12 protein-coding genes are annotated in these 14,800 nt (G+C 57.7%); 6 read left to right on the top strand and 6 right to left on the bottom strand.

Features of this window, described 5'->3' with window-relative positions; all coding sequences use genetic code 11:
* The first annotated feature begins 351 nt into the window (after positions 1-351).
* From Poly24_RS23160 to Poly24_RS23135, 6 genes are all read left to right on the top strand, one after another.
* The gene (locus Poly24_RS23160; protein ID WP_145101323.1) at positions 352-816 is read left to right on the top strand and encodes a carboxypeptidase-like regulatory domain-containing protein; all 465 of its coding nucleotides are present in this window, start codon (positions 352-354) and stop codon (positions 814-816) included.
* 119 nt (positions 817-935) lie between these two features.
* A complete protein-coding gene (locus Poly24_RS23155) occupies positions 936-1,841 on the top strand; it encodes a DUF1559 domain-containing protein (RefSeq protein WP_145101320.1) in 906 nt (301 codons plus the stop codon).
* Between the two features lie 482 nt (positions 1,842-2,323).
* Positions 2,324-3,343 carry a DUF1559 domain-containing protein gene (locus Poly24_RS23150; protein ID WP_145101318.1) on the top strand — a complete coding sequence of 340 codons (1,020 nt, stop codon included), beginning with the start codon at positions 2,324-2,326 and terminating at the stop codon, positions 3,341-3,343.
* Between the two features lie 59 nt (positions 3,344-3,402).
* Positions 3,403-3,714, top strand: coding sequence for a hypothetical protein (locus Poly24_RS23145; RefSeq protein ID WP_145101316.1), 312 nt, complete (start codon positions 3,403-3,405; stop codon positions 3,712-3,714).
* Positions 3,715-3,866: 152 nt separating this feature from the next.
* Complete coding sequence (locus tag Poly24_RS23140; RefSeq protein WP_197452118.1) at positions 3,867-5,981, top strand: alpha/beta hydrolase; 2,115 nt, start codon at positions 3,867-3,869, stop codon at positions 5,979-5,981.
* Between the two features lie 211 nt (positions 5,982-6,192).
* Positions 6,193-7,116 carry a PIG-L deacetylase family protein gene (locus Poly24_RS23135; RefSeq protein ID WP_145101312.1) on the top strand — a complete coding sequence of 308 codons (924 nt, stop codon included), beginning with the start codon at positions 6,193-6,195 and terminating at the stop codon, positions 7,114-7,116.
* A gap of 133 nt (positions 7,117-7,249) precedes the next feature.
* Here the strand turns inward: Poly24_RS23135 and Poly24_RS23130 are convergent, their stop codons facing one another.
* The 6 genes from Poly24_RS23130 to msrB form a co-directional block, all read right to left on the bottom strand.
* Complete coding sequence (locus tag Poly24_RS23130) at positions 7,250-9,112, bottom strand: serine/threonine protein kinase (protein ID WP_231753306.1); 1,863 nt, start codon at positions 9,110-9,112, stop codon at positions 7,250-7,252.
* A gap of 250 nt (positions 9,113-9,362) precedes the next feature.
* Positions 9,363-11,606, bottom strand: coding sequence for a polyribonucleotide nucleotidyltransferase (locus tag Poly24_RS23125; protein ID WP_145101310.1), 2,244 nt, complete (start codon positions 11,604-11,606; stop codon positions 9,363-9,365).
* 326 nt (positions 11,607-11,932) lie between these two features.
* Entirely contained in the window at positions 11,933-12,202 is a 270-nt protein-coding gene (gene rpsO / locus Poly24_RS23120; protein ID WP_145101308.1) for a 30S ribosomal protein S15, read from the bottom strand.
* Positions 12,203-12,525: 323 nt separating this feature from the next.
* Entirely contained in the window at positions 12,526-13,089 is a 564-nt protein-coding gene (locus Poly24_RS23115; RefSeq protein ID WP_145101306.1) for a DUF6580 family putative transport protein, read from the bottom strand.
* A gap of 149 nt (positions 13,090-13,238) precedes the next feature.
* On the bottom strand, positions 13,239-13,982 hold the full coding sequence (locus tag Poly24_RS23110) for a hypothetical protein (protein ID WP_145101304.1): 744 nt from the start codon (positions 13,980-13,982) through the stop codon (positions 13,239-13,241).
* Between the two features lie 170 nt (positions 13,983-14,152).
* The gene (gene msrB, locus Poly24_RS23105) at positions 14,153-14,752 is read right to left on the bottom strand and encodes a peptide-methionine (R)-S-oxide reductase MsrB (RefSeq protein ID WP_145101302.1); all 600 of its coding nucleotides are present in this window, start codon (positions 14,750-14,752) and stop codon (positions 14,153-14,155) included.
* Between the last annotated feature and the right edge of the window lie 48 nt (positions 14,753-14,800).

Genomic DNA, 14,800 nt, shown 5'->3' with positions numbered 1-14,800 from the left:
GCGCGGCTCGCTGGGCTTCTCTTTCCGTAAATCAACCGAGCCTTCTCGTAAGAGCCGGTTGGGGGCCATCTTCCATACGCCCCCCGTGACGCGACGTGCTCGTTCCGTCTTTGAAAGCGCAGTGCGTGTTGCTTGTGCAATCTTGCTCTTCTCGTCGCATCCAGCGATTCCCCACATTTTGTCTCGCGGGGCCAGGCCACGGCATTGAATCTCGCACCTCTCTCACGTTTGCTATCATTTTGTAGACATCAGCTTGACAGACATCTACAGCGTGCCTAGCATGGATTTCCCCCCCCAACCCCCCCCCTACGAAAGTTGTCCGCCTCTCCTCCCTCCTCCTTGGGGTTTCGTATGCACGCCATTTCCCACGCCCGGTACGGGCTGTCGTTGCCTGTCGCTATTCTTGCAATTTGTTGTCTCGGATGCTCTGAAGATGGTCCAGAACTGGGGGCCGTCACCGGAACGGTCACGTTGGATGGTCAGCCTCTTTCGGGGGCGCTGGTGACTTTGGCGCCGGAATCGGGTCGGTCGTCGTCGGGTCGGACCGATGAAGCGGGACACTATGAGCTGAAGTTTACGTTTGATCGTGCCGGAGCCCATGTGGGCAGCCATTTGGTGCGGATCACGACAGCGGGGAATCCTGAATCAGAGGCCCGGTCCGAAGAAAAGCTTCCAGCGCGATACAACAGCGAGACCGAGCTGAAGGCGCAGGTCGAATCGGGCTCCAATCAACTCGACTTCGAACTAACTTCTGGCGGTGCTCCGCCTTCGAAATCTAAGCCGGCTGGTGTTTCCAGTTCACGGTCGAGCGCCTGACGCTCGGTATCTAAAGCATGGGAATGTTTGGTGGAGGTTCCACCTTGCGCTGCGTTCTCGTGAAACGATGAGTTGTGTGTAATTGTGTTTGCTATTTTTAAGTAGAAGGAAATGATGGAATGAAACGATTCGTGCCAAATCGCAAGGGTTTTACGCTTGTCGAGCTATTGGTCGTGATTGCGATCATCGGGATTCTGGTTGGGTTGTTGTTGCCCGCCGTTCAAGCGGCTCGGGAGGCTGCGCGTCGGATGCAGTGCTCGAACAACTTGAAACAGATGGGACTCGCGTTGCAAAACTACCACGACACGATGCTCCGTTTTCCGCCAGGCTTCATGAGCCACAGTCGTCTGGGGTGGGGGGCGCTGCTTCTCCCTTACATGGAGCAAACACCGCTCCACGACCAGATGGACAGTCACGGTGCGTTCGATGCGAATTCCACCAATGGCTACTGGCTCGGGATTACATCGGGATCGCCGGCGGCGGCAAACGTGGCGCTGATCGATGCCAAGGTATCGATCCCTGGCTACTTGTGCCCCTCGGACACGATGGGAGAGTTCAACACCGAGATGAACGACTATGCCACCTCGAATTATGTCGGAACGCGTTCGGGGTGCCATTTTGCATCTCCGACCGACACAACCTGTACGCAAACGGCCGGTGCGCTACCTTCGACGGGAGATTATGCCAATATCAGTCGCCGTTTCCGCGACTTCACCGATGGCACCAGCAGCACGATTATGATCGGCGAAAAGACGACCAAAGGGACTCCTAACGGATCGTTGTGGATTGGAGCTTATGATAATGAGGCAGCGCGCGTAATGGCTCGCGTCTATCGCACGGTATGGGCTGCTCCCGACTATCTGTTGAACCAAGACTACGCGTGGACCATCAGCAGTTTGCATCCCGGTGGTGCTCAGTTGGTGTTCGCCGATGGGAGTACCCACTTCCTTTCCGAGACGATCGATGTGCACACCTGGGCCGCCCTGGGGACGGTTAGCAGTGGAGAGATCGTCGGCGAATACTAATGGTTCGTTTCCCTGGCATTATGCAAGCCAGGCGGTACGCTTTGGATGCCATCGGCTTGGTCGGTGGCATTGTCGGATCTCGCCAGTTTGGGCTGACGAGAGGCGGATGATCGAGGTCGATGTTCTTGCGGATTGGAGTCGAGCCGCGGGGTGGTTGATCGGTCACGTTGTGCGATGCGTTAGGGGGGGGCTCAAGAGTTTAGGTTCGTCGTCGATTGGTTGTCGTGTGAGGGATGCTCTGTCCGTCTCCTAACAAGATGTTGTGCTGTGTCTTCGCGTTTCTTAAACCAAGCGTTTGTCTAGGCGTTGGCTTTCGTTTGGGGGGCAGTAGACTCGATTTTTCCTTCCTAGCGGTCGGTGGAACGAATGCTCTGTTCGGGCCGGCCGTCATCCCACCTTCTACTAACGAATCATGGTCTTTATCGGCTCGACGAGTCGGAGTTCGCATGTGATGTTGGTATCCCCTGTCTGGAGCATTCGAGATGAGAGTACTTCGTGCGAAACGAGGTTTCACTCTGGTGGAACTTCTTGTTGTGATCGCGATCATTGGAATTTTGGTCGGGCTGTTGCTGCCGGCGGTTCAGGCGGCACGCGAGTCGGCTCGGCGGATGCAATGTTCCAACAACATGAAGCAGTTGGGGCTGGCGCTGCACAACTATCACGACACCTACAGGACGTTCCCGGCGTATCGGCAGAAGGCGGGCAACCCGTCGGCGCTCGATTTTCAGGGTTACGGTCCGATGATCCCCTTGCTCCCCTTCATCGAGCAGTCGGCTGTCTACGACCTGGTCAAAACAACTTCCCGCGACTTCTATCTGCCGATCACTTCGGCTGTCGATGGTCTGGTCGCTGGCATGCCGATGGATGCGTTCACCTGTCCTTCCAACCTGCCGTTCCCAAGTTCGACGGTGCGTGGTGGGTCGAGCTATGCCGTATGTGCAGGTTCAAATATCGGCTGGACGGTTGCCGAGTCGCGACGCAACGGCGTCTTTGGGATGGATGTCCCGACCAAGATGGCAAGGATCATCGATGGGACGTCCAATACGATCATGCTGGGTGAGCATCTCTCGGGAGATGGGGACGACTCCTTGTACCGCAAGAAGACCGACCTGGTTCGCGCTCAACCATGGACGGCCGCCAACGAATCGACGACGCAGGGACCGATTACCGATGGCGAAATGGCTGCATATGGTCAAGCCTGCGAGGCGGGAAGCAACAATCACACCAGCTACTACGGCTATCGTTGGGGCCGCCCCGTCTACATCTACACGGTCTTCAACACCTTGGCCCCGCCAAACTGGAAATACCCCAGTTGCATGACGTGTGCAACGTGTGGGGCGGGAGACAGCAGCGGCGTCTACCCTGCGCGAAGCCGTCATCCCGGCGGAGCGATGCACGCGCTGGCTGACGCTTCGGTACGGTTTATGACCGAAACGGTCGAGCTTCAGGTGTATCACGGTTTGGGATCGCGCGACGGTGGGGAAGTGGTGACGCTTCCATAGCCCGAAGCTTTCTTTGTCGGTCCTATTGTTTAAGTCTTTGGTTATCAGGAGCGGAGTCGATGTTGGCTCGATTGATTGTTTGTAGTTTGCTGGTCAGCGCGTTGCTGGGCTGCGATGGACGCGAAGCCGGAGTTCCTGTGGAGCCACCTGGACCGGTGGAGTTGGCTCAGGCGGTGCTGCGAGATATCGCTTCCACCGGCACGCTCAACAGTTCGATCGAAGGGCTGCAGGATCGCTTGGATGCGGTTCGCGCGACCGATCCCGCCAAGGCCGATGAGTTGTTGGCCGACTACGAAAAGTTGATGGCGATTCCCCGCGGAAATGTTGCGAAGATCAAAGCGACCGCAAAAGAGATGGTCGACAAGTTCTGATCGCTTCGGTCTGCGGCGACTTCGCTCGTTCGTTAAAACTTTGGTGAATCGCTTGCTGCGAGGCGGAGCGATTCACCTTTTTTGTTTTGCTTTCGGCAAGGCGTTTTACGCTCCCACCACCTACCCCGTCCCACCCTATGAAATATTGCACCATGAAATTTTCGCCGTTGGCCATTGCGATGGCACTTCTCGTAAACGTCGCTACCGCAGGCGTGACGCTCGCCGCCGAACCCGACCCTTGGAACGTCTATCAAGGCGACTTGCCCGACAGTGCCAATGCGTTGCGATTTAATATCGACGCCTGTGTGGAGATCAGCCGGCAGCATGTCGATCCCGCGGGAAAGCAGGCCTGGGAAGCATCGAAAGAGTCGTTGGCGGAGGAGCTGCGAGAGGCGATTGGTTTGTCGCCGTGGCCCGCGAAGACGCCGTTGAACGTTCAGGTGACCGGGCGTGCCGATCGGGATGGCTATACGATCGAAAATCTCGCCTTCGAAAGCTTCCCCGGCTTTTACGTGACGGCGAATCTGTATGTGGCCAAAGATGTCGAAGGGCCGATGCCGGCGATCGTTGTCACGGCGGGACATGCGATGGAAGAGGGGAAGAATTACGATCTGTACCGCACGGCCCAGCTAGGCTTGGTGCGTCAGGGATATGTGGTGTTGGCTTATGATCCGGTGGGCCAGGGGGAGCGAAAGTTGCGGGGGTACGGGCACGCGGTCAGCTACCCTGCGATGTTGGTTGGGCACACGAATCTACGCTACATGTTGTGGGACAGCATCCGCTCGGTCGACTATTTGGAGACGCGAGCGGATGTCGATCCGAAGCGGATCGGAATCGCGGGGAATTCTGGCGGCGGACTAAACACGATGTATGCGATGCCGGTCGAGAGTCGGTTTGCTGCGGGAGCGTCGTTCTGTTGTCTGTGTTCTTATGAAGCTTGGATCAAAGATGGAGGCAATCACTGTATCTGCAATCATCTGCCCGGCATCGCTCAGCACATGGAGCAGTTCCAGTTTGTGGGGCTCGCCGCGCCGCGAGCGTTTATGGCGGGCAACGGCCAGAAGGATCCCATTTTCCCGATTGGTGGTACGCGCGATACGATTCGTCGCGCTCAACAGATCTACGGTCTCTACGATTCAGCCGACCACGTGGCGCTGCGCGATGCGCCGGCGGGGCACGGTTGGTCGAAACCGCTCCGTGAGGCAGGGTACGGATGGTTCAACCGTTTTCTGCAGGGGCGTGGCGATGGATCTCCCGTTGCCGAACCGGAGATTCCACTGGAGGACCGAAGTTCGAAGGATCTGTATGTTTTCAAAGATGGCAAATTGCCAGCCGATGCGAAGAGCTATGTCGATCTGGTGCGTGAAGAGGCGGACCGATTGGTGCAAGGTTATGCAGGCGTGCCGAGCGACGCCGACGAATATGCTGCTTGGGCGAAGGATTTGCGCGGCAAGCTCTGGGAGACCTTGGGTGGCAAGCCGGTCGAGTTCGAATCGCCGGCCGCGGAGCACGGAGCGTTTGATTGGGAAGGACACAGCGTCAAGCGACTCTCGATTCGTACCGAACGCGATCTGGAAGTTCCGGCTCTGCTGATCCAGCCCGAAGATGCCCAAGGGCCGATGCCGTTGGTGATCGTTCTCGACGCCGGTGGCAAGCAGGCCGCGATGAAGTCGGAGACGGTGGGGCGTTTGCTCGACCAGCCGATCGCTGTTTTAGCGCTCGACGTGCGGTCGCTGGGAGAAGGGAAGGTCAACCCGAATCAGTGTGCCAGCGACGCGATCGTGCTCGGTCGTCCGCTGTTGGCTCAACAGGCGTGGGATGTGATCTCCGCTGCCCGCACGCTTTCGGGGCAGGAAGAATTTGACAAGGTCGCCGTTTACGGTCGTGGAAGTACCGGTCTGATCGCGATGCTCGCCGCGGCCCTCTCCGATGAGATCGATGCCGTGGCGACGCAGTGGACGATCGGTAGTTTCGTCGATGCGATTGCCGATCCGCTGCCGCAACCGATGTGGGTTTATGCTCCCAACATCCTCAAGGTAGCCGATGTCTCTCAGTTGGCTGCGCTCTGTGCACCGCGACCTTTGCTGTGGGCCAATCCGGTTGATGGTAAAAAGGAAGCGATCACAGGCGCCAACGGTAAGTTGTTGTTCGATCCGGTCTTAGCCGCGTACCGCGCGACGGATGCGGAGTCGGATGCAAAGCTCGCCACGGGCAAAGAGTCCGATCAAGCGGCGGGCGATTTCCTGATCAAGACGCTGTTGCCGTAGCATGTGCTTGATCCAGCGGTGGAGCGTCCTTGGTCTCGGTCTCGCCGCTTCGCCGGATGCCGAGGAGGCTAGATCCCACTGGCGAGGAAACTCGCCAATCACATTTCTTGAAGTCGAGTCGTCGCTGCGTGAGAATGACGACTCTGTTGTGGCGAGTGAAACGTGAGCGACGCTGCAACTGTTTTGATAACGCCGTAAAAGGAAAGACACCATGAGGCACTGCAAGCTGTTGTTCGCGATGGCGGTTATGTTGGTTGCGAGTTCGATTTCGGTAGGGGCTGAAGAGAGCGAGGGGAGCGACGGGAAGCTGCGGATCATCTGTTTTGGAGCACATCCCGATGATGCGGAATACAAAAGCGGCGGGACAGCGGCGCTGTGGGCCAAACAGGGGCATCACGTCAAACTGGTTTCGGTGACCAATGGCGATATCGGCCATTGGCAGATGGCCGGCGGTGCTCTGGCCAAACGACGTATCGCGGAATCGGCGGAAGTCGCAAAACGGTTGGGAGTGACTTCGCAAGTCCTCGACATCCACGACGGTGAATTGATGCCAACGCTCGAAAATCGTCGCACGATCACTCGGTTGATTCGCGACTGGGACGCTGACATCGTGATCGCGCACCGTCCGTGGGACTATCATCCCGACCATCGCTACGTCGGTGTCTTGGTGCAGGACGCCGCGTTTATGGTCACGGTTCCCTATTTTTGTCCCGACGTTCCCGCTTTGAAAAAGAACCCGTTGTTTCTTTATTCGAGCGATCGTTTTAAGAAACCCTATCCGTTCGATCCCGATATCGCGGTAGCCATCGATGACGTGTTCGAACAGAAAGTCGACGCATTGATGGCGTTGGAGTCGCAAACCTTCGAGGGAGGTGCGTTGGGGAGCGCAGAAAAAATGGCACAGGTGCCGCCGGCGTCGCAACCCGAATTGCGTCGACAATGGCTGCGCGAACGGTGGGATCAACGGGCCGGCGGAGAGTCGCGGCAGTATCGCCAGGCGCTTAATCGTTGGTACGGACCCGAGCGTGGCGAGCAGGTGAAATATGCCGAAGCCTTCGAGATCTGCGAGTATGGTCTTCAGCCGTCCGACGAAGAGATACGGAAGATGTTTCCATTTTTTGGTGCGTCGGACTAATTGAAAATCGCCCGCGGTCGATCCCAAAGAGATCATGGAGGGGAGACCGCGGTGCGGGGGGAGCGATTACCATCGGGTGCGAGCTGCTTTTGATGGTGAGGAAGAAGCTTGGCTGTGTAGGCGTTGGGTATCGTTAATCGGTCGCTGTGTGACGGCGCAGCCAGCGGCTGATCAATGATCCGATGTGGAGTGCGGTGCCAAAAAAGGAGATCAGGCAGATCAGCGTGATCGATTGCGAGTTGTCGTTGATGAAGATCGGCAGCGACATGAAGCCGAGCAGCAGCAGGGCGCTGATGGCTTCGCACCAATGATTTTTCTTCAAGATGTAGCTGCCGACAGCGATCCAGATCAATGCCCACGGCAGGAAGACGGGTGAAGAGAGTGCTAAGGAGTCGGTGCGGTCGGCGTCCCACAGTCCGCCGATAATGAAGAAGACCCAAGTCAGCGGCGCGATGATAAAGTAGGTCCCCAGCATTTCCGTTGCGTGCGATGGGTACCAACGGATCAACCGGTCCAGCGGCGTCGGTGGGGTTGCGTGGATCGGTTCGTAGTTCAGGAATCGCTGCAAATCGTCGCGCAGTTCGCCCGCGGATTGGTAGCGATTTTCGGGGCTCTTTTCGAGGCACTTCATGATGATCGTTTCGACATCGGTCGGTACCGAAGAGTTTAGTTTTCGCGGCGATGGGTGCTGGTCGTGGATGACTTGGTGCAACAGCATTTGCACGGTCCCGCGGAAGGGGCGCTCGCCTGTCACCAGTTCGAACAGGATCACGCCCAGTGCATACAGGTCGCACCGCAGGTCCGCTTCGCTCCCCTCCCCGCGTGCCTGTTCCGGCGACATGTATGCGGCGGTTCCCAGCACATCGCCGTCGCAGGTGAGGGCCACGTCGTTCTGGAAGTCCTTGGCCAGGCCAAAGTCGGCGACGTGGGGTTTTCCCGCGGCGTCGATAAGAATGTTCCCCGGCTTCAGGTCGCGGTGGATGATTCCTTGGCTGTGGGCATGCGAAAGAGCGTCGGCAAGCTGGGATGCTAGGCCGACGGCCTTTCGGATCCCAATCATCTTTTCCTTCGCGATTCGTTCGGCAAGGTTGGGGCCGTCGATGAATTCCGAAACGATCACCGGAGCATCATTCTGCGTAGTGCAGACATCGTAGACCGATACAATGCCTTCGTGGTGCAGTTTCGCCGCTGCACGTGATTCGCGAAGAAACCGCTCCCGAACCGCTTGGTTCAGGACGGTGGGGTGGGGCTGTTTTACCGCCACCAGCCGTTTCAGTTGTAAGTCGAAGGCCTTCCAGACGACTCCAAAGCTGCCGTTGCCGATCTTTTCTTGGAATTGAAAACGCGTCGACGGAAACTGAGCTGCCAGCATCGGTTCGGGCGCGATGAAACGCAGGCGTGTGTTGCAGCCAATGCAGTGAAACGCGGTCGTGTCTCCAAGTTCCGACGCTCTGTTCTCGAGTCCACAATTGGGACAGCGAATGCTCGTGTTGGTCGGCCGGTTCGTCGCGACGCACGTTTTGAAATGGGTGTCAGGTAATGAATCTTTGACCTGCAGGTCCTGCAATCGTTTGGCAATCTCCGGGCGGTTGGCATAGTGGGCACGCAGTTCGTCGACGCGGCCGGGTTCGTCCGACTGGATTCGCGCAAGATACTCCGCTTCGATCCACCTCATTGGCGGCGACTTGGACTCGCCCTTAAGCAAGAGCTTTGCATAGTCATCGGCCGTGGGGCGCGTGCCGAGCGAGCTCTGGTCGTCAATGCGATCGCTGGGGTTGGGTTCACGCCAGCGAAGCGAGATGTCGAGGCATACTAATTCAAGCATCGCCATCGACATCAACGGAACATCGCCACACGACGCTTCTCGCAAGAAGCGATCGATTTCAGGCGCCTTCGCTTCTGTCTGCCATGCGTGCTCGAAGCGTTCGCGCAGTTGATCGACGACGCTGATTGCGTCGGTCTCAAAGCTCAGCGAGGTGGGGGTGTTTGCGTTCACAGGGCGGGTGAAGCTGCGGGGGGATGGCGGTGTGTGGGCGACCTGCCTCTCATGTTAACCTCTGCGGGGTGCAATCTGTAGCGGGGTGGGGGGCAGCGTCGGGGGGGCGCGGTTCCCTGTTTGTTTGCAGCAAGCGGGGCGGGGGAGGAGCGGATCTACCAAAATCGAACAAAAAAACCGTCGCCTGATGTCAGGCGACGGTTTGCAGTTGTTTAGGTTTTCACTGTCTCAGGCGACAGTCGGCGCGAGCTTAGTCGCGACGTGGGCCGCGGCCACGTCCGCCACCACCACCACCGCCGCCGCTGCGACGTCCACGCGAACGAGGGCGATCGTCGTCGCCACCGTCGCGGCTGCCGCCACGGTCTTCGCCACCTTCTTCAACGGCCGAAGCCATTTCGTCTTCGATGCCCAATTCGTCGATCGCTTGACGTCGGCTCAGCTTGACGCGGTCGTGTTCGTCGATGTCGATGACCAAAACCTTCATCGGATCGCCAACCTTGACGACGCTGTCGATTGCGCTGATGAACCCGCTGGACAGTTCGCTGATGTGAACCAGTCCGTCGCGTCCGGGCAGGATTTCAACAAACGCACCGAAGTCCTTGATGCTGCTGACCGTGCCGTCGTAGATCTTGCCGATCTGAACGGTTGCGGTGCAAGCTTCGATCAACTTCATCGCTTCTTGAGCCGATTCCAAGTTGTCGCTGGCGACCAAGACGTTGCCTTCGTCGTCCACTTCCACGACGGTTCCGGTCGATTCCTGGATGCCGCGGATGTTCTTGCCGCCAGGGCCGATCAGCATGCCGATCTTCGACGGTTCGATCTTCGTTCGCAGCAGACGTGGTGCGGTTGCTGCGATCTCGCGGCGAGGGCGAGAGATCGTGGTCAGCATCTTGCGAAGGATCTCAATGCGAGCTTCGCGCGATTGCTTCAGGGTGGCGCGAATGATGTCTTCGCTGATACCCCAGATCTTCAGATCCAATTGGATGCCGGTGATACCGTTTTGAGTTCCCGAGATCTTGAAGTCCATGTCGCCGAAGTGATCTTCGTCGCCCAGGATGTCGGTGATCAGAACCCACTTGTCGTTTTCTTTGACCAGACCGACCGAGATGCCCGCGACAGGGTTGGTGATTGGAACACCCGCTGCCATCAGGCCCAAGGTGGCACCACAGACCGAAGCCATCGAGCTCGATCCGTTGCTTTCCAGGATGTCGCTGATCACGCGGATCGTGTAGGGGAACGTGTCCGCATCGGGCAGTACCGGTGCGATGCTGCGTTCAGCCAAAGCACCGTGGCCGATTTCGCGACGTCCTGGGCCACGGATCGGGCGACATTCGCCGACCGAGAACGATGGGAAGTTGTAATCCAGCATGAATTTCTTGCTGAATTCGTCGTGCAGTCCGTCGACGCGTTGTTCGTCGCGCTTGGTTCCCAAGGTGACGGTGATCAACGCTTGCGTTTCACCGCGTTGGAACAGCGACGAACCGTGCGTGCGTGGCAGCAGGTCGGTTTCGCAGTAGATCGGACGCAGGCTGGCGTGGTCGCGACCGTCGGGGCGAGTTCCCGCCAGGATCAATTCACGGACGATCAGCGAATCGAGTTCGTGCCATTCGTGCGAGAAGCGGTTCGGGCAAACAGCGCCTTCGGCGTTTGGATCGGGGATGATCTCCGCTTTGGCGCGTTCCTTCAGTGCCTTGCATGCTTCGGCACGATCTTGCTTGCCAGCGGTTTGCTTGAGCGTCTTGAATTCTTGGTAGTAAGCGCTCTTGAGGCGATCGAACAGGCCGTCGTCTTCTGGCGGCGTGTATTCGATCTTTTCTGGTTTGACCAGATCGTAGAGTTCCTTTTGCAATGCGATGATTTCGCGGATGACGCCGTGGGCGAAGAGGATCGCGTCGACCATCTCGTCTTCAGGCATTTCTTGAGCGAAGCCTTCGATCATCGTGACGGCCTCTTGAGTGCCGCTGACGATCAGGTCCAGTTCACTCTCGTCGAGGTCGTCAACGGTTGGGAAGGCGACCAGTTCGCCATCGATCTTGCCGACGCGAACCGAAGCGACGGGGCCTTGGAATGGCAGTGGGCTGATCAGCAGCGCACAGCCGGCACCGTTCATCGCCAACACGTCGCCATCGTTTTGGCCGTCGCTGCTGAGGACAAACGATTGGACCTGAACCTCTTCCTTGTAACCCTTTGGCCACAATGGGCGGATCGGACGATCGGTCAATCGCGCGGTCAGGGTTTCTTTCATTGTGGGGCGTCCCTCGCGCTTGAGGAATCCGCCTGGGAACTTACCGGCCGCAGCCATCCGCTCGCGATAATCGCATGTCAGCGGGAAAAAGTCCAAACCGGGACGTGGGGCGCTGGTTGCCGCGGCGGTCAAGACGACGGTCTCGCCGTATTGGATCGTTACGCATCCGGCAGATTGTTTTGCCAGTTGTCCCGTTTCTAGGATCAGCGTGTTGTTTCCGATCTTCTTTTCAACTCGAAATTTATTCACTTTCTACTCTCTTCTTTCTCGTTAAACCTACAGATAACTTCTATTGTTCTGTTCACTTGTTCTTGCTCGATGGATCGATTCTTTTTGCCGCGTTCCCGTGCGAACAGATGCAATGCTAGACGGACTGAACCATATGGGTGCAGTACGAGGGACGGGAGAGCGACGACCGATCAATTGTCGACACGCCCTGTGCCAAGAATGACAGAGTGGACAAAGAGAATCGATGAGAAGACAGCGCCAGCGGGATTGCTGGCGCATAGTCACCGACAGGACGGCCCGGTTCTTTCTGGGCCGTCGTGCGACCGCAAAAGAAGGCGAGTCGCTTATTATTTTCGGATGCCGAGTCGTGCGATGATTTCGATGTATCGCTGTGGATCGGTGTTCCGTAGATAATCCAGCAGCCGACGACGTCGGCTGACCATACCCAGCAGACCACGGCGACTCGCATAGTCTTTCTTATGCGTTCGCATGTGTTCGGTCAGGCCATTGATCCGTTCGGTGAGAATTGCAATCTGCACTTCCGACGATCCGTTGTCGCCCTCGGAGTGCTTGTGCTCTTCGATCAGTTCTGCTTTTCGTTCTATCGTAATTGTCATTGGGGCCTACATAATTTTAACGGCGGAATTTGCTTGATGGGCACCGGTCGAATCAAGTCGCTACAGCCATCACAGGCTCCGGCCGCGTCAATCAACAGCTAGCGCATTGACTCCGTCGCTAGCGATTCCAGTATTAGCAAAATATTCGATCACGTTTTGATTCTGGCCCCTAAGTGTACCGATCTTGCGCCGATTTGCAACGGCGATTCAGGATCGATTTGCCGTAACTTGCTCAAGTGTGATCCAAGCCGGCTCTCAGAGCCGTTGTCGGATCGCGATGCAACAGCGACTTAGGGGACTATTTCTGTATTGGCATTTGAGGCTCAAGACTTGCGAGCAAATACCGGTTGCAGCGCGGGCTGCTTGCTGACCAGTTCGGTCAGTCGCGATGGCCACTGGGATTGCGAGAACTCGTAGGTTCCAAACAGGACGGCCGAGTAAAGCAGATTCCCAATCAGGGTGTTTGTCAGGAACGGGATCGCCATCGTGTAGCACGCGATCAGCCCTGCCGCGGTCGGCGGGTATTGTCCGGCGAACCAGACCCCCAGGTTGCTGACCAGGAAGAAGACGATCGAGCTGGCAACGGCGGCTCCCCCGATGCGGACTGCCGTGCGGTTGTTCGAAAGTCGACGGCCGATCATCGCCGATCCGGCGATGCCTGCGTAGACCATGCAAAAGACGGCTGGATTGTAGAAGCCCATGCCGGGGAGTCGGAAAACATGTCCGATCACATCGCTCGCCAGCATCGCTCCGACCGGAAGCAACCATGCCGAACGGCCACGCAAATAACATCCTGCAAATAGCCCCAGGGCCCCAATGCAGACAAGATTTGGCGGGTGCGGCATCAGTCGGGTCGCCGTGGCGATCAGAAAGAGGACGTAAAACATGGGTTCAGATCCGATGGGGCTGCAATGAAACGGAGACGGTTACCTAAACTCACAGGCTATCGTCTCGCCGTCGATTGGACAACGCGTGAAACTGGCGATTCGGGAGGAATCCGTCCCGAATTGGCCATATTTCCGCCTGCCTCCCTCCGTTAAGGTATGACCAGGATCGCTCCGGTTGTCCAGGCTGCTTGATTGAGCACCGCGTCGCGTTGATAGGGTGGACGTTGAAGCAGGTTCGGCGCTCGCGAGCCAGGGCGGTAATAGCCCAGCGTGTGGTTGCACTCGCAAGGACGTTGGACCGTCATCAGGTAGGGCAATGCGGGGAGCGTTGTGAAGAAACGGGCCGCAGACAATGCCGGTTGGAGGCCGCATTTCAGTTCGTGGCCGTTGCGTTCCAGCATGGCGTCTTGGAAATACAGCGGATGGGAAAATGTGTTGGCTGCGACCCAATCGTATTTCGCATACGTCCAATGTCCGTCGCGATCGATTCCCTCGGGCAGAGGAATGACGCTGGTCATCACCAGGTTAGCGTTGTCTTTGGGGGTTTGCCCATTTCCAATTTCGCGCTGCTGGGTGGTGGGCGCGACCAACGACGGCAGTTTCAGTTCGTTTCCCACCAGTGTTGGCACGCGGTGTTCGCCGAAGATCGAATCCCCAGCCAATTCCCTCACGTTCCTGTTCCGCTGGGCCTGCTCCCTCGCCTCCGCCGCTTTCTCGGCAGCGGTTTTGTTCTCGTCTACCGTATTGTCGGTGCCGACCTTCGCAGGAGCATTCGTCTTCGGGGCCTCCTGGATCAGCATTCGGAACGGCCCGGCAGCACCGGCGGTCGAAGTGACAACGGCCACCAGCAGGCAGCAGTTTCTGGCAGCGTGTTTGAATGTGTGAACCGGCATCTCAGAGAATCCTTTCCGAACAAGCGTTGCGAGCACCCCTGCTCGCTATCAATTGGTGCGCATGCACCTGTGATCCCGAATGTTCTCATCGGGATACTCACCCGAGCTGAATGAATTACAACGCATCTGCCCGCACATGCCGCAAACTTTGCCTGTCTGGACGCTGGCGGCTACTCGCCGGGCTTTGCGGTCTCGTTCGAATCTTCCAGCGTGCTGCGTTCGCGAAAGTTCAGCGACGCGCCGTTCATGCAATAACGCAATCCGGTCGGTTGCGGGCCGTCGTTGAAAACGTGTCCCAGGTGGGCTTTGCACCGTTTGCAATGAACCTCGGTCCGTGGGTAAAGCATCTTCCAATCGGTCTTGGTGCCGACGTTCCCCTCGCGAATCGGTTTCCAGTAGCTCGGCCAGCCGGTCCCCGATTTGAACTTGGTCGAGGAATCAAAAAGTGGCAGGCCGCAAACGACGCAGGTGTAGATGCCGTCCTGCTTGCTGTCCCAGTAGGGGCCCGTGAAGGCCCGTTCGGTATCGGCCTGCTGCGTGACGCTGTATTGCATTCGGGTGAGCGTCTTGCGAAGTTCTCGCGGTGTCTTGGGAGTATATTCCGGGGCATTGGGGCCCCAGTCGGCGGCGTCCGCTTGGGCCGCGTTTCGCGACTTGCCTGCGCCGTCGTCGGCGCGGGTGTTCAAATTGGCCAGGCTGACCGTCCAGAGTCCGATCGCCGCGGTCGCGGTTCCGATGGCCCATCGCCAACGTTTTTTGGATACGATCATGTCAGTGATCTCCCTCAATAAATAACTTTACATGCAATACAACCTATT

The sequence above is a fragment of the Rosistilla carotiformis genome, assembly GCF_007753095.1.
GTDB lineage: Bacteria > Planctomycetota > Planctomycetia > Pirellulales > Pirellulaceae > Rosistilla > Rosistilla carotiformis.
The sequence above is the reverse complement of the archived record's forward strand: the minus strand, read 5'-3'. Positions and strand labels throughout refer to the sequence as shown.

What these genes read in the sequence shown, in the direction of transcription:
- Poly24_RS23110 (WP_145101304.1), bottom strand. Translation starts at nt 13,982, where the DNA reads ATGCCGGTTCACACATTCAAACACGCTGCCAGAAACTGCTGCCTGCTG.
- Poly24_RS23115 (WP_145101306.1), bottom strand. Translation starts at nt 13,089, where the DNA reads ATGTTTTACGTCCTCTTTCTGATCGCCACGGCGACCCGACTGATGCCG.
- Poly24_RS23150 (WP_145101318.1), top strand. Translation starts at nt 2,324, where the DNA reads ATGAGAGTACTTCGTGCGAAACGAGGTTTCACTCTGGTGGAACTTCTT.
- Poly24_RS23140 (WP_197452118.1), top strand. Translation starts at nt 3,867, where the DNA reads ATGAAATTTTCGCCGTTGGCCATTGCGATGGCACTTCTCGTAAACGTC.
- rpsO (WP_145101308.1), bottom strand. Translation starts at nt 12,202, where the DNA reads ATGACAATTACGATAGAACGAAAAGCAGAACTGATCGAAGAGCACAAG.
- msrB (WP_145101302.1), bottom strand. Translation starts at nt 14,752, where the DNA reads ATGATCGTATCCAAAAAACGTTGGCGATGGGCCATCGGAACCGCGACC.
- Poly24_RS23135 (WP_145101312.1), top strand. Translation starts at nt 6,193, where the DNA reads ATGAGGCACTGCAAGCTGTTGTTCGCGATGGCGGTTATGTTGGTTGCG.
- Poly24_RS23155 (WP_145101320.1), top strand. Translation starts at nt 936, where the DNA reads ATGAAACGATTCGTGCCAAATCGCAAGGGTTTTACGCTTGTCGAGCTA.
- Poly24_RS23145 (WP_145101316.1), top strand. Translation starts at nt 3,403, where the DNA reads ATGTTGGCTCGATTGATTGTTTGTAGTTTGCTGGTCAGCGCGTTGCTG.
- Poly24_RS23160 (WP_145101323.1), top strand. Translation starts at nt 352, where the DNA reads ATGCACGCCATTTCCCACGCCCGGTACGGGCTGTCGTTGCCTGTCGCT.